22 protein-coding genes are annotated in these 21,229 nt (G+C 72.1%); 13 read left to right on the forward strand and 9 right to left on the reverse strand.

Annotated features, from left to right (window positions below):
- Positions 1–119: 119 nt before the first annotated feature.
- From OG927_RS27055 to OG927_RS27065, 3 genes are all read right to left on the reverse strand, one after another.
- On the reverse strand, positions 120–1,013 hold the full coding sequence (locus OG927_RS27055; RefSeq protein ID WP_330320918.1) for a 2-hydroxy-3-oxopropionate reductase: 894 nt from the start codon (positions 1,011–1,013) through the stop codon (positions 120–122).
- Between the two features lie 44 nt (positions 1,014–1,057).
- Positions 1,058–1,888: a TIM barrel protein gene (locus OG927_RS27060; RefSeq protein WP_056792094.1), complete on the reverse strand. Its 831-nt coding sequence runs from the start codon at positions 1,886–1,888 to the stop codon at positions 1,058–1,060.
- Positions 1,889–2,042: 154 nt separating this feature from the next.
- Positions 2,043–3,161: a glycoside hydrolase family 16 protein gene (locus OG927_RS27065; protein WP_408058130.1), complete on the reverse strand. Its 1,119-nt coding sequence runs from the start codon at positions 3,159–3,161 to the stop codon at positions 2,043–2,045.
- On the opposite strand from OG927_RS27065, the gene OG927_RS27070 reads away from it, so the two are divergent.
- The 8 genes from OG927_RS27070 (at position 3,042) to OG927_RS27105 (ending at position 9,791) form a co-directional block, all read left to right on the forward strand.
- Positions 3,042–3,731, forward strand: a complete 690-nt coding sequence (locus OG927_RS27070) for a GntR family transcriptional regulator (protein ID WP_408058131.1) — start codon at positions 3,042–3,044, stop codon at positions 3,729–3,731. The two genes, OG927_RS27065 and OG927_RS27070, sit on opposite strands and share 120 nt — an antisense overlap.
- 178 nt (positions 3,732–3,909) lie before the next feature.
- Complete coding sequence (locus tag OG927_RS27075; protein WP_056792095.1) at positions 3,910–4,161, forward strand: hypothetical protein; 252 nt, start codon at positions 3,910–3,912, stop codon at positions 4,159–4,161.
- On the forward strand, positions 4,158–4,535 hold the full coding sequence (locus OG927_RS27080) for a helix-turn-helix domain-containing protein (protein WP_056792096.1): 378 nt from the start codon (positions 4,158–4,160) through the stop codon (positions 4,533–4,535). Before OG927_RS27075 ends, OG927_RS27080 begins: the two co-directional genes overlap by 4 nt.
- 170 nt (positions 4,536–4,705) lie before the next feature.
- Positions 4,706–5,227 (forward strand): 2-oxo-4-hydroxy-4-carboxy-5-ureidoimidazoline decarboxylase, encoded by a 522-nt coding sequence (gene uraD / locus OG927_RS27085; protein ID WP_056792097.1) that lies wholly within the window; start codon positions 4,706–4,708, stop codon positions 5,225–5,227.
- Between the two features lie 5 nt (positions 5,228–5,232).
- Positions 5,233–5,622, forward strand: coding sequence for a hydroxyisourate hydrolase (uraH, locus tag OG927_RS27090; protein ID WP_241191695.1), 390 nt, complete (start codon positions 5,233–5,235; stop codon positions 5,620–5,622).
- 6 nt (positions 5,623–5,628) lie between these two features.
- Complete coding sequence (gene pucL, locus OG927_RS27095) at positions 5,629–6,552, forward strand: factor-independent urate hydroxylase (RefSeq protein WP_124280711.1); 924 nt, start codon at positions 5,629–5,631, stop codon at positions 6,550–6,552.
- A 161-nt stretch (positions 6,553–6,713) separates the two neighbouring features.
- Positions 6,714–8,111: an 8-oxoguanine deaminase gene (locus OG927_RS27100; protein ID WP_056792100.1), complete on the forward strand. Its 1,398-nt coding sequence runs from the start codon at positions 6,714–6,716 to the stop codon at positions 8,109–8,111.
- 258 nt (positions 8,112–8,369) lie between these two features.
- The gene (locus OG927_RS27105) at positions 8,370–9,791 is read left to right on the forward strand and encodes a nucleobase:cation symporter-2 family protein (protein WP_330320919.1); all 1,422 of its coding nucleotides are present in this window, start codon (positions 8,370–8,372) and stop codon (positions 9,789–9,791) included.
- Positions 9,792–9,952: 161 nt separating this feature from the next.
- On the opposite strand, the gene OG927_RS27110 is transcribed toward OG927_RS27105, so the two are convergent.
- Both OG927_RS27110 and OG927_RS27115 read right to left on the reverse strand, forming a co-directional pair.
- Positions 9,953–10,840 (reverse strand): chitosanase, encoded by an 888-nt coding sequence (locus OG927_RS27110; protein ID WP_330320920.1) that lies wholly within the window; start codon positions 10,838–10,840, stop codon positions 9,953–9,955.
- 192 nt (positions 10,841–11,032) lie between these two features.
- The gene (locus OG927_RS27115; protein WP_330320921.1) at positions 11,033–11,836 is read right to left on the reverse strand and encodes a chitosanase; all 804 of its coding nucleotides are present in this window, start codon (positions 11,834–11,836) and stop codon (positions 11,033–11,035) included.
- Positions 11,837–11,900: 64 nt separating this feature from the next.
- Here OG927_RS27115 and OG927_RS27120 point away from each other — a divergent pair, with 64 nt between their 5' ends.
- Together OG927_RS27120 and OG927_RS27125 are read left to right on the forward strand one after the other, a co-directional pair.
- Positions 11,901–12,581, forward strand: coding sequence for an alpha/beta fold hydrolase (locus tag OG927_RS27120; RefSeq protein ID WP_330320922.1), 681 nt, complete (start codon positions 11,901–11,903; stop codon positions 12,579–12,581).
- A 172-nt stretch (positions 12,582–12,753) separates the two neighbouring features.
- Positions 12,754–14,904: a hypothetical protein gene (locus tag OG927_RS27125; protein ID WP_330320923.1), complete on the forward strand. Its 2,151-nt coding sequence runs from the start codon at positions 12,754–12,756 to the stop codon at positions 14,902–14,904.
- A gap of 55 nt (positions 14,905–14,959) precedes the next feature.
- Here the strand turns inward: OG927_RS27125 and OG927_RS27130 are convergent, their stop codons facing one another.
- On the reverse strand, positions 14,960–15,565 hold the full coding sequence (locus OG927_RS27130; protein WP_209469416.1) for a TIGR03086 family metal-binding protein: 606 nt from the start codon (positions 15,563–15,565) through the stop codon (positions 14,960–14,962).
- 132 nt (positions 15,566–15,697) lie between these two features.
- On the opposite strand from OG927_RS27130, the gene OG927_RS27135 reads away from it, so the two are divergent.
- Positions 15,698–16,678 (forward strand): fibronectin type III domain-containing protein, encoded by a 981-nt coding sequence (locus tag OG927_RS27135; RefSeq protein ID WP_330320924.1) that lies wholly within the window; start codon positions 15,698–15,700, stop codon positions 16,676–16,678.
- Positions 16,679–16,736: 58 nt separating this feature from the next.
- On the opposite strand, the gene OG927_RS27140 is transcribed toward OG927_RS27135, so the two are convergent.
- Complete coding sequence (locus OG927_RS27140; protein WP_124280707.1) at positions 16,737–16,943, reverse strand: DUF397 domain-containing protein; 207 nt, start codon at positions 16,941–16,943, stop codon at positions 16,737–16,739.
- A complete protein-coding gene (locus tag OG927_RS27145) occupies positions 16,940–17,770 on the reverse strand; it encodes a helix-turn-helix domain-containing protein (RefSeq protein ID WP_330320925.1) in 831 nt (276 codons plus the stop codon). The genes OG927_RS27140 and OG927_RS27145 overlap by 4 nt, the downstream gene beginning before the upstream one ends.
- Positions 17,771–18,004: 234 nt before the next feature.
- Here OG927_RS27145 and OG927_RS27150 point away from each other — a divergent pair, with 234 nt between their 5' ends.
- On the forward strand, positions 18,005–18,550 hold the full coding sequence (locus OG927_RS27150; RefSeq protein WP_199862756.1) for a QsdR family transcriptional regulator: 546 nt from the start codon (positions 18,005–18,007) through the stop codon (positions 18,548–18,550).
- A gap of 102 nt (positions 18,551–18,652) precedes the next feature.
- The gene (locus OG927_RS27155) at positions 18,653–20,008 is read left to right on the forward strand and encodes a hypothetical protein (protein WP_330320926.1); all 1,356 of its coding nucleotides are present in this window, start codon (positions 18,653–18,655) and stop codon (positions 20,006–20,008) included.
- Positions 20,009–20,062: 54 nt separating this feature from the next.
- Here OG927_RS27155 and OG927_RS27160 read toward each other — a convergent pair whose 3' ends face one another.
- Positions 20,063–21,229: a vWA domain-containing protein gene (locus tag OG927_RS27160; protein WP_330321360.1), complete on the reverse strand. Its 1,167-nt coding sequence runs from the start codon at positions 21,227–21,229 to the stop codon at positions 20,063–20,065.

Raw genomic sequence — 21,229 nt, forward strand, 5'->3', positions numbered from 1 at the left:
TCAACAGTTTGTTGAAATCGGAGGAGAGGGTTCCGGGTCGCGGCGGCACCTGGGCGCGACAGGACAGGTGTCAGCGCCGCCGCGACCCGGAGTTCCGGGGGCCCGGGAGGGCCGGAGTGTCAGACCTGGGCGCCCGAGAGGCGCTCGACGGAACGCAGCAGCGCCGAGTGGTCGAGGCCGCCGTCGCCCTGTGCGCGCAGCGAGGCGACGAGCTGGGCCACGACCGCGCCGACGGGCAGCGCGGCCCCGACGGTGCGGGCGGCGTCCGTCACGATGCCCATGTCCTTGTGGTGCAGGTCGATCCGGAAGCCCGGAGCGAAGTCCCGCTTGAGGAAGTTGTCCTTCTTCCGGGTCAGTACCGTGGATCCGGCGAGCCCGCCGTTCAGTACGTCGAGTGCGGCGGCCAGATCGACCCCGGACTTCTCCAGGAAGACCACGGCCTCGGCGCACGCCTGGATGTTGACCGCGACGATCAGCTGGTTGGCGGCCTTCACCGTCTGGCCGGAACCGTGCGGCCCGCACAGGACGATCGTCCTTCCCAGCGCCCGGAGCAGCGGCTGCGCGGCGTCGAAGTCGGTCTGCTCGCCGCCGACCATGATGGACAGGACGGCCTCGACCGCGCCGGCCTCACCGCCGGAGACCGGCGCGTCCAGCACGCGGATGCCCTTGTCCTTCGCGTTCCTCGCCAGGTCCACGGAGGTCTGCGGCGTGATCGAGGACATGTCGATCAGCAGGGTGCCGGGCCGGGCGTTCTCCAGGATGCCGTCGGAGCCGTACGCGACGGCCTCGACCTGCGGGGACGCGGGGACCATGGTGACGACGACATCGGCCTCGCGCACGGCGTCCGCGATCGAGGCGGCGCCCGTGCCGCCCGCCGCGACCAGCCGGTCGACCTTGTCCTGCTCCAGGGTGTGGCCGGTGACGTCGTACCCGGCCCTGATCAGGTTCTCCGACATGGGCGAGCCCATGATGCCGAGCCCGATCCACGCGACCTTGGGGAGGTTGCTGCTCATGAGGTGCCTTCCGATAAGCGTGTGTACGAGGGGGCCGGCGCGTCCTACCGGTGCCCGGCGGGGAGCCAGTCGAAGGACTCCGCGCTCGGCCGGTCGCCCGGCTTGTACTCCAGGCCGACCCGGCCCTCGTAACCGGCCTGCGCCAGCTCGTCGAGGAGCCGCTCCAGCGGGAGGGAACCGGTGCCCGGCGCGCCGCGCCCCGGGTTGTCGGCGATCTGGACGTGGCCGGTCTTCGCGGCGTACGCCTTGATCACCTGGCCGAGGTCCTCGCCGTTCATCGACAGGTGGTAGAGGTCCAGCAGGAACGCGGTGTTCCCCAGGCCCGTCGCCTCGTTGACCCGGTCGACCACCTCGATCGCCGCCGGTGCGCTCACCAGCGGGTAGCGGGGCGACTCCGGCTCGTTGAGGGTCTCGATCAGGAGGGTGGCCCCGATGCCGTCGGCCGCACGGGCGGCGGCGGTGAGGTTCTCGAGGGCGAGCGCGTCCTGGGCGGCCGGGTCCGCACCGTCGACCCGGTTGCCGTACAGCGCGTTGAGCGCCCGGCAGCCGACCGAGTCGGCGAAGGCGGTGGCCACCGCGATGTTGGCGCGGAAGCGGTCCGACTCCGCGCCGGGCACGGAGAGTGCGCCGCGATCGGGTCCGGGCAGCCGGCCCGCGTAGAAGTTCAGCCCCACCAGCTGGGTGCCCGCGTCGTCGAGCGCCCCCTTCAGGGCGTCGAGCTCGGCCTGCGCCGGGGTGGGGGTCTCCGTCCACGGCCACCAGAGCTCGACCGCGGTGAAGCCCGCAGCGGCGGCTGCCGCGGGGCGCTCCAGGAGCGGGAGTTCGGTGAAGAGGATCGAGAGGTTCACATCGAAGCGCTGGTCCGAGTACCCCATAGTGCGCTCCTTCCGTATCGCGGAAGTTACTTTCTGCTCAACGGAAGATTGCCCGGAAGGGGGTCGGGCTGTCAAGGGGCCGCCCGGACTTCCGGGCATGCCGGAGCGGGGTGGAGGCCGCCCGTCCCCCACCCCGCCGGTCACACCCGTGGGGTCAGCCGGCCGGCACCGTGTCCTGGAAGGCCGTGCCCGCCGCGCGGTACGTGGCCACCCGTGCGGACACCTGGGCCGGGGACAGGACCCGGTCCTTCACGTGCAGCACGTAGTCCACCTGCTGGTCGTAGGCACGGGGCGTGGTGCTGCTCTGGCCCGCGAGATCGATCAGCCACTGGTTGAAGTTGATCGACATCGGCCGCTCGGGCAGATACGCCGCCCCGTGCGTCCCGAAGTGCTGCCCGTCGACGTAGTACGTGATGGCGCTGTCGTCGACGGTCACCACCAGGTCGTGCCATCCGGCGTAGCTCTGCCGCACCTCGCTGTGCTGGTTGACGGCCTCCCACGGGTCGGGGCGGTAGGTCTCCCACGACGTGGTGTAGAGGATGTTGGCCGGCTCGCCCCAGCCGCCGTTGGGCAGGTACTCGAAGTCGTACTCGGCGTAGTCGTCCGCCATCGGCGCCTTGAGGTCGTTGATGGTGAAGAAGGTCTGGACGAGGTGGTCGCCGTCGGGCCCGGACCGGGGGGCGTCGCTGAACTTCACCCGGGCCGCGTAGGTCCCGTTGCGGAACTTCGTGGCCTGCGTGAGGATCTCCGTGTGCTCCGTCGAGGCGCCGGTACCCGCCGTGGACGTCTCCAGGTTCATCACCGCATTGCCGTTCTGGCTGCTGAAGGTGACGTTCTCCGGAGCCCACACGGCTCCCGGCACACCCGGACCGCCGGAGTTGGAGCGGACGCTCCAGCCGTGCGCCGCGATCCTCGGGTCCGTGTGGCCGCTGTAGTCGAAGTCGTCGAACAGCGTGGGCCCGTCGGCAGGCGGATCGGTGGGGGGATCGGTCGGATCCGTCGGGCCGTTCCCGCCGGGAGCCTCGCCCCAGGCCGTCACCCCGCCCGACTGGGCGGTGATCCGGGGCCAGTCGCCGTAGGCGGTCCGTCCGGCGCCGAAGGAGTAGTCGTCGCTCTGGCGCAGCGACTGCCAGTCCGCCCGGTGGAAGCGCGGCTGCATGTCCCCGGTGTCCGCACCGGGGGCCAGCGAGCCCGCCCCCGGGGTGAAGGCGATCTCCAGGTAGCGGTCGGCGTCGGCGGTCGGGTTCGCGAGCGTGCCGAACGTGCCGGTGATGTTCCCGCAGCCCTTCACCGCCCAGGAACAGGCGAAGCGGTAGGACGCCGAGGCCGAGTCGGCCGCAAGCTGCGGATGTCACCCGCCGAGGAGATCGTGTACGTCGCCCGGCTGCGCCTGGTGGACGGTGCCCCGATGGCCATCGAGCACCTGCACATCAGGGCGGTGTTCGTCCCCGGCCTGTCCGCCCAGGAGCTGGAGAGCGGAGACCTGTACGAGCACCTGCGCGACATCCACGGCGTGCACGTCCACGAGGCGGTCCAGGCCATCGAGCCCACCGTCGTGACCCGCGCCGAGGCGCGGCTCCTGGAGGTTCCCGAGCTGTCCCCCGCGCTCCTCTTCGAGCGGCTGACCTCGGACACCGCGGGGCGGCCCGTGGAGTACGTCCATTCGCTGTACCGGGGCGACCGCTACCGGATCGTCTCGCGGCTCGCGCTCGGCCCGGCGGCAGCGGCGGCGGCGGCCGGAAGGGGCAGGGACGGGCACCATCCCGGCATCCCGCCCGGCGACTTCGCGCACGGCGACCCGATCACCTCGTCCACCCGGGGGGACATCCAGGCGGGCACCTGACCGCCGTGCCGTTCGAGCACCTGACTGCCATGCCCCGACCGCCACGCCCCGGGCGCCCCTCGCCGGGCGGGCCGGGCGCTCCCCTCGCCGGGCGGGCCGGGCGCCTCATCGGCGTGCCTTAGGGTCGGGAGCCAGCCGTGCGAGCCGACGACCGCGGCGGGGACATGAGGGAGGCACCGTGCGCTTGAGGGTGGAATTCACCACCGAGCCCTTCGATCTCGACGAGGCGCCCGCCCACGCGGTGGTGGCCCGTGAGGTGATCAGGACGGCCGAGCTGGACGCAGTGGATGTCGGACCCTTCGGCAACACGGCCGAGGGCGGCGCGGACCAGGTCCTCACGGCCGTGGACTCGCTGCTGCGCAAGGCCCTGGACTCGGGAGCCACCCGGGTCTCGCTCCAGGTCAACGTGATCGGGGAGGACACCCCGTGACCGGACAGGCGGACCACCCCTTGGTCGCCGCGGTGAAGCCGCTCGTCGACGCCATGGGCGCCGAACTGCTCGGGCCCGAGCAGGCGCAGGCCGATGACGTGGTGCTCGCCTGGGAGGGCCGGGACGTCCTGGCGGTACGGCTTCCGCAGCTCTCCGACTCGCTCGACCACATCCTGGCCGGGATGGCGCGGCGGCACGGAATGCCGCTCGCCGACCTGGACCGCAAGACCAAACAGCTGATCGTGCGGACTCTGGAGGCACGCGGTGCCTTCGCCGTGCGACACGGAGTGGAGACCGTGGCGGGTGCCCTGGGTGTCAGCCGCTTCACGGTCTACAACTACCTGAACCGCGAGAACGGCGCCAAGAGTGAGTAGGTGACCCGGGGGCCGGCCGTGCGCCCGAGGGAGAGCCGCCGTCCGGATGCCGGGACGGCGGCTCCTTGCGTTCGTGGAATTTCAACAAACTGTTGACGTGAAGTTGCGAAGGGCGTTAGCTGTCCGCAGCCCGAACAACGCACAGCGAAGAAGCAGCCACGGAGGCTCCCGTGACTTCGAGCTCCACACCGGGCCTGGCCCGGTTCAACACCCTGACGGCCGACGAGGCCGCTGCCGCGCTGCACGAGGTGTGCGCCAGCACGGCATGGGGGAGCGCCGTCCTCGCCCACCGGCCGTACGCCACCGAGGAAGCCCTGTTCACCACGAGTGACGCCGCCACGGCCGAGCTCTCCCCGGAGGACCTGGCCGAAGCGATGGCGGGCCACCCGCCGATCGGCCGCCCGAAACCCGGGGACCCGGCCTCCGCCCGTGAACAGCGGGGGATGGCCGGAGCGTCCGAGGAGCTCAGGACCGAAATGCTCGAACTGAACCTGGCCTACCAGGAGCGGTTCGGCCATGTCTTCCTGATCTGCGCCACCGGAGCCACCGGTGAGCAGATGCGCGACGCGGTGAAGTCCCGGATCGCCAACTCGCCCGAGCAGGAACGCGGACACGTACGCACCGAACTGGGCAGGATCAACCGCATCCGGCTGACCCGCCTCGTACGGGAATCCCCAGAGCAAGGAGCGTGACGGCCTTGAGCACCGACACCACCGCGTCCGTGTCCACCCACGTCCTGGACACCAGCACCGGCCGCCCCGCCGCGGCCGTCGCGGTCTCCCTCGCCGCCCGCGGCGGCGACGCGCCGTACGCGGCGCTCGGCGGATCCGCGACCGACGCGGACGGGCGCTGCAAGGACCTGCCGGCCCTGCCGGAGGGCACCACCCACGTACGGCTCGTCTTCGACACCGAGTCGTACTTCACCAGCCAGAAGCAAGCCGAGGCGCAGCAGGACGCCCCCCGCGTAAGGGACAGCGGTGCGTTCTTCCCGGAGGTGGCGATCGCTTTCGCCGTCGCCCCGGGCGAGCACTATCACGTACCGCTGCTGCTCAACCCGTTCGGCTACTCCGTTTACCGAGGGAGCTAGCAGACAATGCCCACGATTCTCGGCCAGAACCAGTACGGCAAAGCAGAGAACCGCGTCGTCAGGATCACGCGGGACGGCGACACGCACCACATCAAGGACCTCAACGTCTCCGTCGCCCTCTCCGGCGACATGGACGAGGTCCACTACTCCGGCTCCAACGCGAACGTCCTGCCGACCGACACCACCAAGAACACGGTGTTCGCGTTCGCCAAGGAGCACGGCATCGAGTCCGCCGAGCAGTTCGGCATCCACCTCGCCCGGCACTTCGTGACCTCGCAGGAACCGATCGGGACCGCCCGGATCCGGATCGAGGAGTACGCCTGGGAGCGCATCGCGACCTCGGACGCCAACTCGAGGTTCATCGGCGCCGACGACGTCAAGCACTCCTTCGTCCGCAAGGGCCAGGAGACCCGCACCACCCAGATCACCTACGACGGACAGAAGTGGGAGGTCGTCTCCGGTCTCAAGGACCTCACGGTGATGAACTCCACCAACTCCGAGTTCTGGGGTTACGCCAAGGACCGGTACACGACGCTCAAGGAGGCGTACGACCGCATCCTCGCGACGGACGTGTCCGCGAGGTGGCGGTACAACTGGACCGACGACGAGGAGCGCATGCCGAACTGGGAGAAGTCCTACGAGCAGGCGCGCAAGCACATGCTCCAGGCCTTCGCCGAGACCTACTCCCTCTCGTTGCAGCAGACCCTGTACCAGATGGGTTCCCGCATCATCGAGAGCCGGAGCGAGATCGACGAGATCCGCTTCTCACTGCCCAACAACCACCACTTCCTCGTGGACCTGGAGCCGTTCGGCCTCGAGAACGACAATGAGGTCTACTTCGCGGCCGACCGCCCGTACGGCCTCATCGAGGCGACCGTGCTCCGGGACGGCGCCGAGCAGAGGATCCCGGTGGACATGACCAACCTCTGACGCAGTACCGAGCCGGCCCTCCGCCGCCCCCGCAGCCGTGCGGAGGGCCGGACGATCTCTCCCCCCTCGGCACCCACGGCGCCCGCCTCGCCGCCGTGGCACTCAAATCCTCCCAGGGTCCTGCCGTGCCCACCTCGCCAGAGACGGAAGAAGGAAGCACCATGGCAGCTTCGGCGGACCCCAGGGCCACGGAACGCATCGTCATCGAGAACTGTTCGATCGCGACCGTCGACGCCCACGACACCGAGTACGCCTCGGGCCATGTCGTCGTGGCCGGCAACCGCATCGAGTCCGTCGGCGCGGGCAGCGCGCCCGACGGGCTCGCCGGCGTCGTGCGGCGCGTCGACGGCACCGGTCACCTCGTCACGCCCGGCCTGGTCAACACGCACCACCACTTCTACCAGTGGATCACCCGGGGCCTCGCGACCGACCACAACCTCTTCGACTGGCTCGTCGCCCTCTACCCGACCTGGGCGCGCATCGACGAGCCGATGGCCCGCGCCGCGGCCCAGGGCTCCCTCGCCATGATGGCCCGCGGCGGAGTCACCACCGCGATGGACCACCACTACGTCTACCCGCGCGGCTCCGGCGACCTGTCCGGCGCCATCATCGGAGCCGCCCGCGACATGGGCATACGCTTCACCCTCGCCCGCGGCTCCATGGACCGCAGCGAGAAGGACGGCGGACTCCCGCCGGACTTCGCCGTCGAGACCCTGGACGGGGCTCTCGCCGCCACCGAGGCGACCATCGACGCACACCACGACGCGTCGTCCGACGCGATGACCCGCATCGCCGTCGCCCCCTGCTCACCCTTCTCCGTGTCGACCGAACTCCTCCGGCAGGGCGCCGAACTGGCCCGCCGCCGCGGAGTACGGCTGCACACGCACGGCTCGGAGACCGTCGAGGAGGAGCAGTTCTGCAAGGAACTGTTCGGCATGGGCCCGACCGACTACTTCGAGTCGACCGGCTGGCTCGGCGACGACGTGTGGATGGCGCACTGCGTCCACATGAACGACTCCGACATCGCCGCCTTCGCCCGCACCGGCACCGGCGTCGCCCACTGCCCGTCCTCCAACGCCCGCCTCGCCGCAGGCATCGCCCGCGTACCCGACATGCTCGCCGCCGGTGTCCCCGTCGGCCTCGGCGTCGACGGCACCGCCTCCAACGAGTCCGGCGAACTCCACACCGAGCTGCGCAACGCCCTTCTCATCAACCGTCTCGGCGCCCGCCGCGAGAAGGCGCTCAACGCCCGCCAGGCCCTGCGCCTGGGGACGTACGGCGGTGCGCAGGTCCTCGGCCGCGCCGGCGAGATCGGCTCCCTGGAGGCCGGCAAGCTCGCCGACCTCGTGCTGTGGAAGCTCGACACCCTCGCCCACGCCTCCATCGCCGACCCGGTGACCGCACTCGTCTTCGGCGCCGCGGCACCCGTCACCCTCTCCCTCGTCAACGGCAGACCCGTCGTCGAGGACAACCACCTGATCACGGTGGACGAGGACGCCATCGCCCGCGCGACCCGCGACGAGGCCCGGCGCCTGGCGACGATCGCCGCCGGAGCCTGACGCTCCGCGCCCTCCCACCCGCACCACCCCCCCTGACAGGCCGGCCGAGGGGGACGGCCCTCGGCCGGCCGCCGTGGACCCGTGAGGATCCGCGGCAGCCGCTGCGGGAGCGTGTGCCCGGACGCACCTGTCCGGCGCATGCCCCGCACCGGTGACGAAAGCTGCCGCACCAGCTGCACGACCTGCATCAACGCCCCACTCAGCACCACCTCCCTGACACCCGCGTCCCTGACGCGTACCCGACCGGAGGAAGCCGCCGTGGCAGCTACGCCCAGGTTTCGCACAGACACATCCGTAGAATCCGACCTGAAGCACCCGGTCGACGAGAAGCTCCCCCCGCTGAGGATGTTCACCAGCGGTCTGCAGCACGTGGCCGCGATGTACGCGGGTGTGGTGGCCCCGCCCATGATCGTGGGGCCCGCCGTGGGCCTCACCGCGGCGGAGACCGCGTTCCTGATGGGAGCGAGCCTCTTCACCGCCGGTATAGCCACCCTGCTCCAGACTCTCGGCTTCTGGCGCATAGGCGCCCGGCTGCCGTTCGTCAACGGGGTCTCGTTCGCCGGGGTGACCCCGATGATCGCGATAGGCAAGGACCGGGGGCACGACGGCATCGCCGTCATCTTCGGCGCGATCATCGTCGCCAGCCTCCTCGGTTTCGTACTCGCCCCGTACTTCTGCAAACTCGTCCGGTTCTTCCCGCCGGTGGTCACCGGCACCGTCATCACCCTGATCGGCGTCTCCCTGCTGCCGGTCGCCTTCAACTGGTCCCAGGGCGGCGACGCGCGCGCGGCCGACCACGGTTCGACGACCAACATCACGATGGCCGCCGTCACCCTCGTGATCGTGCTCGCCCTGCGCAAACTCCTGCGCGGCTTCCTCCAGCAGATCGCCATCCTGCTCGGCCTGGTCGTCGGCACGCTCATCGCGATCCCCGTCGGCATCACCGACTTCGGGGCGCTGGGGGACGCGGACCTGGTCGGCTTCCCGACGCCGTTCCACTTCGGGGCACCGCAGTTCGAGATCGCGGCGATCATCTCGATGTGCATCGTGATGCTGGTCTGCATGACCGAGTCCACCGCCGACATGCTGGCTCTCGGCAAGATCGTCGGGCGCCCGGCGGACGAGCGGACCATCGAGGGCGGGCTGCGCGCGGACACGCTCGGCAGCGCCATCAGCCCGCTCTTCAACGGGTTCATGTGCAGTGCGTTCGCCCAGAACATCGGGCTCGTCGCGATGACCAAGGTCCGCAGCCGGTTCGTCGTCGCCGCGGGCGGGGTCATCCTCGTGGTGCTCGGCCTGGTCCCCGTCGCCGCGTCCGTCATCGCCCTCGTGCCGCTGCCCGTACTCGGCGGCGCCGGCATCGTCCTCTTCGGGTCGGTCGCCGCGAGCGGCATCCAGACCCTGGCCGCGGCGGCGCTGGAGAAGGGCGAGAACGCCCTGATCGTCGCGACCGCGGTCGGCATCGGCCTGATCCCGATCGCCGCGCCGGACTTCTACCACGCCTTCCCCGAGGACCTGCTCGTCGTCCTCGACTCGGGCATCTCCACGGGCTGCGTCGTGGCGATCCTGCTGAACCTGGCCTTCAACCACCTGGGCCGCGAGCGGGACGGGGGAGCGGGGGGAGAGGACGTGGACGGCGAGCAGCCGAAAGACCCGATGGCCCTGCCCGTCGCCCACTGACCGGGGGCGGGCGACCGGGGCCCGGGGTCGTGGGCATGCCCGGCCGGGTGCGCGCACGACCGGGCGTACGTACGGCCGGGTGCGCGGCGGTCCGGGTGCGCGGCGGACCGGTACGGGTACGGCGGTCCCGGGACCGCCGTACCCGCACCGGGCGCGGGGGATCAGCCGATGTGGAAGGCGTCGCCGTACACGTGCCAGTCCAGCGGCGGATCCAGATCCAGGTTGCCGTTCCGCAGGAAGACCCGCTGGGCCGTGTCCACCCGGCTGGTGTCCGAGTGGGCCTCCTCCTGCTCCATCGCCCAGACCCGCGCGTCCAGGAACGCGTCGAGGTAGGCGACCTCGTCACCGCCCTGCGACGGCGGCCGCGCCTGCGCCACGGCCCTCTGCCGGATCGACCCGAAGCTCGTACCGTCGTCGCCGCCGCCGTGCATGACGATGGCGTCGTAGTACGCGAACTGCCCGAGCGTTCCCAGGCCGTCGGCCTTGCCCCGGCTGACCGCCGGGTCGAAGTAGACCCGGTCCCGCTCGTCGTTCTGCGCCTGCTCGAACGCCGGGTCGGACGCCGCTTCGGCCCAGTCCCCGGTGAAGCCCGGGTCGAGCCCGTCGTGCGAGTCGGATCCGTCCACCTCACGCAGGGCGGGCAGGTACTCCGCGAGGACGTTGCCCGGCTTCCGCTCCGTGTACAGCTCGACCAGATCGAGCATGTCGCCGGTGCCGGAGCAGAATCCGATGATGCCGGCGGTGTAGCCGCGGCCGTCCCCGATGTCCTCGATGTAGCCGTACTGCGCCTTCCAGTCCAGTGAGGAGTTCTCCGCGCTGGACACCAGCCGCATGGCGATGTCCTTCTTCGCCGGATCGTCGAGCCCGGTCGCGGCGGCCTCCAGGTGATGAACGGCCGGCGGCGTGGGGACGCCGGCCTGGGCGGTCATCGGAATCGCCGTGAAGGTCAGCCCGAGGGCCAGCATGGCGAGACCGACGGGGCGGGTGAGGTGGGTACTGCGGGTGGTGCCGGTGGTGCGACGTGCGGTGCTGTTGTGGGGGTGATGCACCAGTCCTCCAAAGGGAGTTCGCCGTTCCGTTGTTCTGTTAGGAAGCTTTCCTATCAGGCTGTGGAGCGTCCGGTACACCCCCCGGACACAGGTGAACCGAGATCGTGCACGGCGTTGCGCACGAGCCACGCACCGAAGGAACCGGCGTACGCGCACAGGGGTGCGGGTGCTTCGCGCGCCCCCGGTCGTGGGTCAGCCGCCGGAGATGCGGAAGCTCTCTCCGTACACCCGCCACACCAGCGGGGTCTCCAGTTGCAGTCTGCCCTCGCGCACGAAGACGCGCTGAGCCGTCTCCACCCGGCTGGTGTCGCTGTGCGAGGGCTCCTTGCGGATCGCGGCCACGCGGGCGTCCAGGAAGGCGTTCAGATAAGCCTCCTCGTCGCCGCCCTCGGACGGCGGATCTGCCGCCGCCAGGGCCTCGGCGCGCATCGTGCGGAAGCCGACCGAGCCCTTGGCGTCCGCGTAGCCGTGCATCACGTACGCGTCGTAGTAGATGAACTGACCCAGGGAACTGAGTCCGTCCGCCTCGCCCCGCGCGACCGCCGGATCGAAATACGCCTCGTCGCGCTCCGCGTCCTGCGCCGCCCGGAACGCCCGGTCGCCCGCGGCCTTCGTCCAGGCCGCGGTGAACGCGGCGCCGAGCCCCTGGTGCGAATCACTGCCCTCCACCGCCCGCAGCGCCGGCCGGAATCGGGCGAGTGCGTTTCCCGGGCGGGCCTTCGCGTACCGCTCGACGACCTTCAGCATGTCGCCGGTGCCGGAGCAGAATCCGATGATGCCGGCGGTGTAGCCCCGGCCGTCCCCGATGTCCTCGATGTAGCCGTACTGCGCCTTCCAGTCCAGTGAGGAGTTCTCCGCGCTGGACACCAGCCGCATGGCGATGTCCTTCTTCGCCGGATCGTCGAGGCTCCTCTCCGGGGAGCCGGAGGCGGATGCGGAGCAGCCGGTCAGGGCGAGGGCCACGGTGGCGGCGAGGGCGAGACGTAGGGGTTTCACCCGCCAAGCCTGCCAGGCGGGGGCCGGGGCCCGGCGGGCGCCGTGCGGCTGTAGCGTTCGGGGCATGGAAGATCAGTCTGTTGTGGACGTCGGAGATGTGCGGCTGGCGTATCGGACCTGGGGTGATGCGTTCGGCTCGCCCGTCGTCCTGCTGCACGGCCTCGGCGGCTCGTCCGCGAGCTGGGAGACGGTGGGCGGTCTGCTCGGTGAGGAATGGCGGGTGTACGCCCTGGATCTGCGCGGGCACGGCGAGAGCGACTGGCCGGACGAGTACACGTTCGAGCAGATGACGGAGGACGTCCTCGGGTTCCTCGACGCGTGCGAGCTCGACCGGGTCGGCATCGTCGGCCATTCGATGGGCGGAGTCGTGGCCTACCTGCTCGCCGAGGAGCACGCGGACCGGGTCGAGCGGCTGGTGCTCGTGGAGACCCCGCCGCCCTTCCCGGGCCAGGTGGTCGACGGCCGCCCCTCGGGGCCGGTGGACTACGACGAGAACGCGGTACCCGAGATCAAGGCCCAGATCGCCGCCCCCGACCCGCGGTGGGAGGAGGACCTGGGGCAGATCGTCGCACCCACCCTGATGATCGCCGGCGGACCGGAGAGCGGCATGCCGCAGGACCGGCTGCCCGACATGGCCTCCCTCATCCCCGACTGCCGGCTGATCACGCTCGGCGGCGGCCACCAGGTGCACAAGAGGCACGCCGACCAGGTGGCCCAGCAGATCAGCGAGTTCTTCACCAGCTGAGAACCCGGCACCGGTCCGGGGCGGCGCACACGCCGGGCCGCCCTCCGGCCGTCGTCCGGCGCCGCGTCCCGGGCCGCCCTCCGGCGCCGCGTCCAGGGCGGCCCGGACCGGCCGTCCCCGACCCAGGCGCGTCCACCGGGCGTTGTCAGTACCGGGTGCCAAGATCCGGCTCATGGATCTCGCACCCCTGTTCGCCGGTCTCGACGCCCAGCCCTGGGCCACCTACCAGCATGCCTACGGCAGCGCCGCCGATGTGCCCGACTGCCTGCGCGCGCTGGTGGACGAGGACGACGAGCAGGCCGGCGAAGCACTCGGCGAGCTGTACGGGAGCATCCTGCACCAGGGCTCGGTCTACGAGGCCACGGCACACGCCGTCCCGTACCTGGCACGCCTGGCCCGTGCGGGTTTCCGCACCGCGGACGTGCTGGCCCTGCTCGGCGGGATAGCGGAGGGCGGGGCGGACGAGGGGGAGGGCGACGAGGCTGCCTGCCGGAGGGCCGTGACCGCGCAGCTCCCCCTGCTGCTGGCCTCGGTGGAGGCGGGGAGCGCCGACGTACGGCGGGCCGCCGTCTGGGCGGCGGCCATGACCGGGGCCGCGGACCGGGTGCGCCCGGTGCTGCGGACCCGCTTCGCCACGGAGGCCGAGCCGCTGGTCCGCGCCGAGATCCTCGGCGGCCTGGCCCACCTGGACCCGGCGGGCACGGCAGACCTGGCGGCCGGGGCGATCGGTCCGGACGGGCCGGGGGAGCTCCGGATCGCTGCACTCCTCGCCTGCGTGGACGCGGGCGCGCCCTGGTCCGCAGCGCACCACGAGGCGATGCTCGACCTGCTGCCGGCCGACGAACTGGTAGCCGCCCGCATGGACCTGGAGCGCAACGAACCCCTGCGGTACGTGGTCTCGGAGCTCCTGCTGCGTGACACGGACACCGATCGCGACGCCGTGTTCCGACTGCTGGACGCGGCGCTGCGGAGTGAGCGGTCCGAGGCACGCACGGAAGCCCTGTGGGCGGCGGAGTCCGCCTGCCAGATCTCGCGCAGCGCGCCCGACAGGGTGGCCGGCCCGCTCGCCGCCGCGGTCCTCGAAGACCCTGAGGCCGTCGGGCAGGCGCTGTCGCTCCTCAGGCTGCTGGGCCGCCGCGCCGCCGCAGTGGCTCCCGCCCTGGCCGACGTCGCGGAGGGGGACGGCGACCTTGCCGACCGGGCGCTCGAAGCGCTGGTGAGCGTGGCCCCGGAGCAGGCCGTGCCGCTCCTGACCCGTGACCTGGAGAATCGGCCGCGGGCACTCGGCGCCGCGTGCGGCGGACTGCTCGGGGCCTCGCCCACGGTGCCGTTCGACGCCGGACTGCTCGCCGCCGTACGCGCCCGGCTGGCCGCGCCGGAGAAGCTCAGGGACGACGAACCCTTCCGGTACGCGGTGCTGCTGTCGTCCTGGGGGCATCGCGCGGCCCCTGCCCTGCCCGAGCTGGGCACCGCGCTGCGCATGCATCCGCAGCCGATGGCGAGGGCCCTGGCCGCCGTCTGTCCGCCGGACCACCGCGAGGCGACGGGCGGACTGTTGCGCCGCGCAGCCCGGTCGGGACCGCCCGAGGCCCGGCTCGCCGCGGCCCGGGCCGTGTGGCAGCTGACCGAGGACGCCGGCCCGCTGCTGGGCGTCCTGGCCGAGCAGCTGACCGACGGCGGTCGCGTGCGGGAGGCCGCGACCGCCGCGGCCGAGCTGGGACCGCGGGCGGCGGAGTTGGTGCCCGCCCTCGTGGCGGCGGCGAGCACTCCCGGGGCGAGCCGCGTCATCCCGCACCTCGACGCCGATGTCGCGATCGCCGAGGCGCTGTGGCGGATCACGGGCCGGGCGGAGGAGGCGCTGCGGCTCCTGGCAGGAGTGCTGGGCGAGACCGGGCTGAGCTGGATCCGGTGGACGTTCGTCCGGGCCGCACGGGTCGCGGCCCGGCTCGGGGACGAGGGCCGTCCACTCGTACCCGAGCTGGAGAAGCTGCTCACGCACCCGCTCCACACCCCGGCGGCGGTGCTCGCCCTGCACACCATCGCCCCCGGGACGCTCGACGTCCGCGCGGCGGCCGGACTGCTGCTGGACTCGGCGGAGGACGATGCCGACGCGGCCACGGCACTGGAGGCGCTCCTGGCACTCGGTCCGGACGCGCTGACCGAGGACCACGCACGGCGGCTGACGGCCCTGGCCGAGCGGGACCTGAGGGTGACGGCCTCCGGCGTGGAGACCACCATCGCCGCCACCGACGACAGGCTGCGGGAACAGGCAGGGCAGGTGCTGCGAGCGCTGGGCGCGGGCCCGACCGTCGCAGGAGCCTGAGAGCCCCCGGGCCGTGGCGCTCGGTGGAGTGCGCGGGACAGGGTTCCCGGCGCCGTCAGTCGCCCGGCCGCCAGTCCGGGCGGCGACCGCTCAGCCCGATCACACGGTCGAGCAAGGGTGCGTCGTGCGGAACCGGCACGGGCGGGCCGAAGGGCGATTCCGCCCCCGGGCCGTCGTCCACGGGGGCCAGCAACGCCTGTGACGAGCGCAGGCTCGCCTCGTCCGCCTCGAATTCCTGACCGGTGGACCTGGCCAGATCCCAGCCGTGCACGACCAGTTCGTTGAGCACGACCATCGCCGCCACCGATCCGGGCAGGTCCACCCCGCCGGCCCGGGTCATGCCCTGGGAAGCGGCCGGAGCACGCCATGCCGTGACGAGCTCGTCCAGCAGCGGGGGCCACGACTCACGCCAGTCGCCGGGGAGCACCGGCAGCGCCGAATCCGGTGGGGTGCTGGTCGCCGGCCCCAGATCCTTGCGTGCCGCGTCACGGAAGGCGACGGCCAGTCCGAGCACGTGGGCGAGCAGCTCGCGGACCGAATAGTCCGGGCAGGGCGTGGGCCCGGACAGCTGCCGGTCGTCGACGGCGTCCATCAGTTCACCCATCTGCCGGGCCGCCGGTTCCAGATCGAGGGCGGGCGCGGTCCCGCTGTGCGTATCCATACCCTTCGGACTCCCGCGGAGCCCGGAACTCATCGCGGACATTGCGGAACGTTCCGATCCGTCCTCTTGTCGGCACCCCCACCGGCATGGCATACAGGTCTGGACCATTGCTTCCGGACGGAAGGCATCACCGTGCAACGCCCCCACGCACGCACCGCGTTGGCCTGCTCCGCCGCCGCCCTGTTCCTCGCCGCGATCACCGGATGCGGAGGGTCCGCGCAAGCGGACACCCAGAAACCGACGGCACCCGAAGGAGTGACCGCGCAGGCCGGCAGCGCCACGTCCGTGCACGTCATGTGGGAACAGGCCTCGGACAACAAGGGGATCGCCGGCTACGAGGTCTACCGCGAAGGCAGGAAGGCCGGATCGGTACCTGCCGCCAAGCGGATGACCGACATCGACGGGCTGACCGCCTCCACCGCGTACACGTTCACCGTCCGGGCCCGCGACGCCGCGGGGAACCTCTCCGCCCCGAGCGCTGCCGTGCCCGTCACCACCCCCGCCCCCACCCCCGACGACGCCGAGCCGCCGACGGCCCCCGAGAAGCTGCGGGGCAAGCCCGTGAACGGCAGGACGGTCACCCTGGCCTGGGGCGGCTCCACGGACGACGTGGCAGTCACCTCGTACGACATCTACCAGGAGGACTCCAGGATCCACAGCGTTCCCGGCACGCAGCTGACGGCCCGGCTCACCGGGCTGCGCCCCGGCACCGTCTACACCTTCACCGTCCGCGCCCGGGACGCCGCCGAGAGGTCCTCCCCGGACAGCGGGGCGCTCGACCTGACCACCCCCTCGGCCCCCGGCGCACCGTCCGGCACGGCACCCACCGGCCTGCGGACGGAAGCTGCCATCGTGGGCGAGGAGTCCGTGATCGACCTCTCGTGGGACCAGCCCGACACCGGCGGCACGATCCCCGCGTACCAGCTGTACCTGAACGGGAAGCCGACCACCACGATCGTCTGGGGCGGCACCCCGCCCACGGGTCGCGCGACCTACCGCCTCACCGCCACGGACCCGCCCGGCACGCGCTACTCGCTCAAGATCCGGGCCAAGCTGCCCGACGGGACGTGGGGCGACTTCTCCGCCCAGCGCACGGTGGTGGTCACGGGCTGACGGCACCGTCCCCGCCGCGGGGTGCCACAGCGGCGGGGACGAGGCGTCCGCTGCGCGGTCAGCCCTGCGCGGCGTAGCCCACGAAGGCCGCCCAGCCGCCGGAGGTGACGGACAGGACCGGCCCGGCGGTGTCCTTCGAGTCCCGGACGTGGACGGTGCCGGGGCAGGCCGCGACCTCGACGCATTCGCCGCCGGCTCCACTGCTGTAACTGCTCTTGGACCACGCGGACTCGGGCAACGTCCCCACAAGCGCTTCGGCGTTCATGTCTCTCCCAGCAGTGTCTCGATGAGGACCAGCGATTCGCGCGGAGTGAGTGCCTGGGCCCGGAGGACTCCGTACTGCTCCTCGAATTCCCGGACCGACTTTCGCTCCGTGTAGAGACGGCTGTCCTTGTGCGCCTCAACGTATGCGATCCTCCGCTCTTCCTTGGTCTCGATCAAGGTGAAGGGACCGGCCATTCCGGCGTGCTCCTCGCGCCGGGTGGGCATCACCTGGATCTCGACGTTGCGGTACTGCCCCATCACCAGGATCTGCTCCAACTGGCCACGCAGTACCCCGTTCCCGCCCAGAGGCCGGTGCAGCACGCCCTCCTCGATCACGAAGCTGATGGTCGGGCCGGGACGGCGGGAGTAGATCTCGTGCCTGGCCAGACGAGCGGCCACCCGCTGCTCCACGACCTGCTCTTCCAGCAGCGGTCGCCACATCGCGAACACGGCCCGTGCGTACTCCTCCGTCTGCAGCAGCCCGGGCACCCCGTGGTTGGCGTACACATGCAGCTCGATCGCCTCTGCCTCCAACCGCGCCGCATCCCGGAAGAACGCCGGATACTGCGCCCGGGCGACCTCCTCCTTGCTGGCCTTCAGCACCCCGCCCGCGTCCAGCAGTTCGTCCGCCTGGTCGATGAACTTCGGCTGCGGGATCCGGCGCCCCTGCTCGAACGACGCGATGGACGACGCCGCGTACCCCGTCATCGCCCCGAACTCCGCCCGCTCCAGCCCCGCCCGGACCCGGAACAGCTTCAGGTGCTGCCCGAACACCTGGAGGATGCCCGATCCGACCTCGTACTCCGGCTGCTGTCGTTGATCGTCCACGTCCCACGCCTCCCACTTCACCCCGCACGCCCCGAACCGGCCGTCCCCGCCTACGGATCGGCCAACGCCGTCCGGCCGGACCGGTTACGCCCGGTGCCGCGTACAGTCCGGGAGCCGGCGCGTACAGCGCGAGGAGGTCGGGGCCGCCGCACGGTAAGGTACCGGCGCCGCCCGGGAGGGGTGGCCGGACGAGGAGGCGGGTCTGTCGTGCCGGGTGCGGGGTCTGCCCGGCGCGTGGTCAGCCGGGGTCATGTGGTGCACAGCGCCTGCCGGTACTTCCTGCGGCACGGCACGGTGGACATGGAGGCGCTCGCCCGCGACCTCGCGATCAGCCGGGCCACTCTCTACCGCGTGGTGGGCAGCCGGGACGGTCTCCTGGCAGACGTGCTGTGGCAGTTGGCCGACCATCTGCTGGACCGGGCGCGACGCCGGCGTACCCGTGGGGGTGTGGACGGGGTTCTGGAGATCACCCGTTACTTCGTGACGGCCCTGCGCGGCTCCGCACCGTTCCGCGCCTTCCTCCGGGCCGAGCCCGAGACGGCGCGGCGTCTGCTGACGGGCGGAGGCGTGCACCGGCGGGCCGTGCTGGCCCAGCGGGCCATTCTGCTGGAGGCGGGGGAGGGCAGGCCGCTCTGGCCCGAGGCGGGCGTCGACGAACTGGCCTACCTCTACGTCCGGGTCGTCGAGTCCGCGCTGTACGCCGAACTGCTGAGCAGCCGCCGGCTGGACCCCGCGCTGGCGGAACGCGCTGCCCGTGCCGTACTCCGGCAAACCCTCTGAACCGGACCTGAGACCGCCGTCTCACCCTCGCGTCACCGTCTGGTGGCCCGGCAGGTACCGGCCGTAGCTTCCGACTCCGACGACGCGACCCCGGAGGAGATCATGACCGGTTCCCTGCCGGCCCGGACGGGCCGGACCATTCTGTACGCCGTAGTCCTCGCACTCGTCGCGACCCTCGGCGCGCTGACGGACCCGACGCGGTCCGAGGCCGCACCGCGCACGACGGTCAATCCCGTGATCTTCGTGCACGGCCAGCAGGGTTCGGCGCAGCAGTGGCAGTCGCAGGCCCAGCGGTTCTCCGGCAACGGCTACCGCGACGACCTGCTGTACGTCCACGAGTACGACACCTCCGTGGCGACCGACGACCACGCGATCGCCGGTCTGGAGGCACTGGTCGACTCCGTCCGGGCGCGCACCGGCGCGGCACGGGTCGACATCCTGGCGCACTCGCGGGGTACGCGCGTCGTACAGGCGTACCTGTCCGTGCCGGAGCGGGCCGCGGAGGTGGCCAAGTACGTGAATCTGGACGGCCGCACGGCGTCCGCGCCGCCCGGCGGAGTGCCCACGCTCGCGATCTGGAGCAGTCTCCAGCCGAACGGGTCGATCCCCGGGGCGGTCAACGTCCATGAGCCGCAGGCGGGCCACACGGAGTCCGCCACCTCCGCCGAGAGCTTCGGTCACATCTACGCCTTCCTCCGCGGCAGGCCGCCGCACACCACCCGGGTGCTGCCGGAGCTGCCCGGCCTGGTGGAGATCGCGGGGCGGGTCGTGCACTTCCCGCAGAACGCGGGGCTCCGGGGCCGTCTGGACGTGTGGAGGCTCGACCCCGGCACGGGCGCCCGGGTCGGCCTGCTCCCGCAACACACCGCGCGGGTGGGCGCGGACGGACACTTCGGCCCGCTCCGCGTCAACGGGCGCGGACACTACGAACTGGCCCTCGTCCGCGACGGGGAGCGCGTCAGCCACTTCTACTTCGAACCGTTCGAGCGCAGTGACCGCTTCGTGCGGCTCCTCGTCTCGCCGCCGGGCGGTGTCGCCGATTCCATCGACACCTGTCCCGGGCACACGGCCCTCACCGTCGTCCGCGCCCGGGAGTGGCGTGCGGGCACGGCGGACGACGACCGCCTCCGCATCGGCGGGACCGACGTCCTCAACCCGGCCGTCTCGCCCCAACTCCGCCAGATACTCGGTGTGTTCGTGTTCGACCGGGGCTGCGACGGTGTGAGCCGGCTCGACGTGCCGCTGCCGCCCTTCGACCGGGTCCCGTTCCTCACGGCCACCGACCTCTACCTCCCGGCCGACGCGCAGGCCCGGGGGGCGATCCCCGTCACCCAGACGATGCGCGGCACCGGCGGGGCGACCGCGACCCTCGTGGTGCCCGACTGGCCCTCCGACCAGCACGCCGTCTCGCTGCAGTTCGACGACTACGCGGACGTCCCGTCCACGGCGGTGCGCTGAGCCCGGCGCCCGCCGGTCCGGGAGCGGCACACCCGGACCGGCCGGGCGACGGGCTCAGCCGGTGATGCGTACCGACTCGACCCACGGAGGAGCGGCAGGGGCGGACGGGCCGATGAGGGCGGCGATGATCCTGCACGACGGGTTCTCGTCCGGCCAGGGGGTGAGGCCGTCCGTCAGGACGATGACGATGTGCGGGCGCTCCCGCACCTCCAGCGCCGCGGCGATGCCGACCCGCATGTCGGTGCCGCCACCGCCGCTCAGGGTGATCTGTTCCGCGGACGTCACGCGGGAGACGGCCCGCACATCCGCGTCGCAGGCCAGGACGGTCACCCGGTTGCCCCGGATCCCCACCTCACGCAGGACGCCGGTGACCTCGGCCAGGGCCGCGGCGATCTCGGACCCACCCATGGAACCCGAGGTGTCGATGACGACCGCCACCCGGGGCAGCGGACGCCTGAGACTCGGCAGGACCACACCGCGCAGCGAAGCGCTGCGGCGGGACGGCCGGCGGTAGGTGTAGTCGATCGCCCCGGCGGCCCAGGCGGCGCCCTCGCGCACCGCACCCGCGAGTGCCTGCCGCCAGTCGACCGTCGGCTCACAGATCTCGTCGGCCCAGCGCCGCCAGCCACCGGGCAGGGTGCCCCTGGCCCGCACATGGGCGCGCATCGCCTCCGCGGTGTGGCGCCTCAGCGCCTCGGCCTCGACCGGGCCCACCCCCGCCGGGCCCGTGTCCCGCCCGCCCGACTCCCAGGGCACCGGCTGCCCATGGGCGCCCGATCCGCAGTCGTGGGTGAAGCCGGACGGGGGCAGCGCGGCCAGGTACACCTCGAAGAGCTGCCCCTCCGGAAGGCCGAAGAGGCGTGGCTCCAGGCGCCCGGCGGGCAGCGGCAGCCCGTCGGAGACCAGGTCGTCGTTGATCTCGCAGTCCTGCGCGACGTTCACCCGGTGCCGGTCCCGCTGGTCCGCCGCGGGCAGCAGCCCGGCCCGCCCGTGGTGGTCGCGCAGCAGATGCGCCACCTCGTGCACCCACACCGCCGCCAGTTCCGCCACCGGCGTCCGGTCGACGAACCCGGGCGACACGTAGCAGCGCCAGTGCCGGTCCACGCCCATGGTCGGCACCTCGTCGCTCGGCACCACCGTCAGGGCGTACAGCGCCGACGCAAGGTACGGGCGGTCCTGGGCCGCCCGGTAGCGCGCCGCGAGGAGCTTCGTCGTGTCCAG

This window comes from Streptomyces clavifer, from assembly GCF_036345975.1.
GTDB lineage: Bacteria > Actinomycetota > Actinomycetes > Streptomycetales > Streptomycetaceae > Streptomyces > Streptomyces clavifer.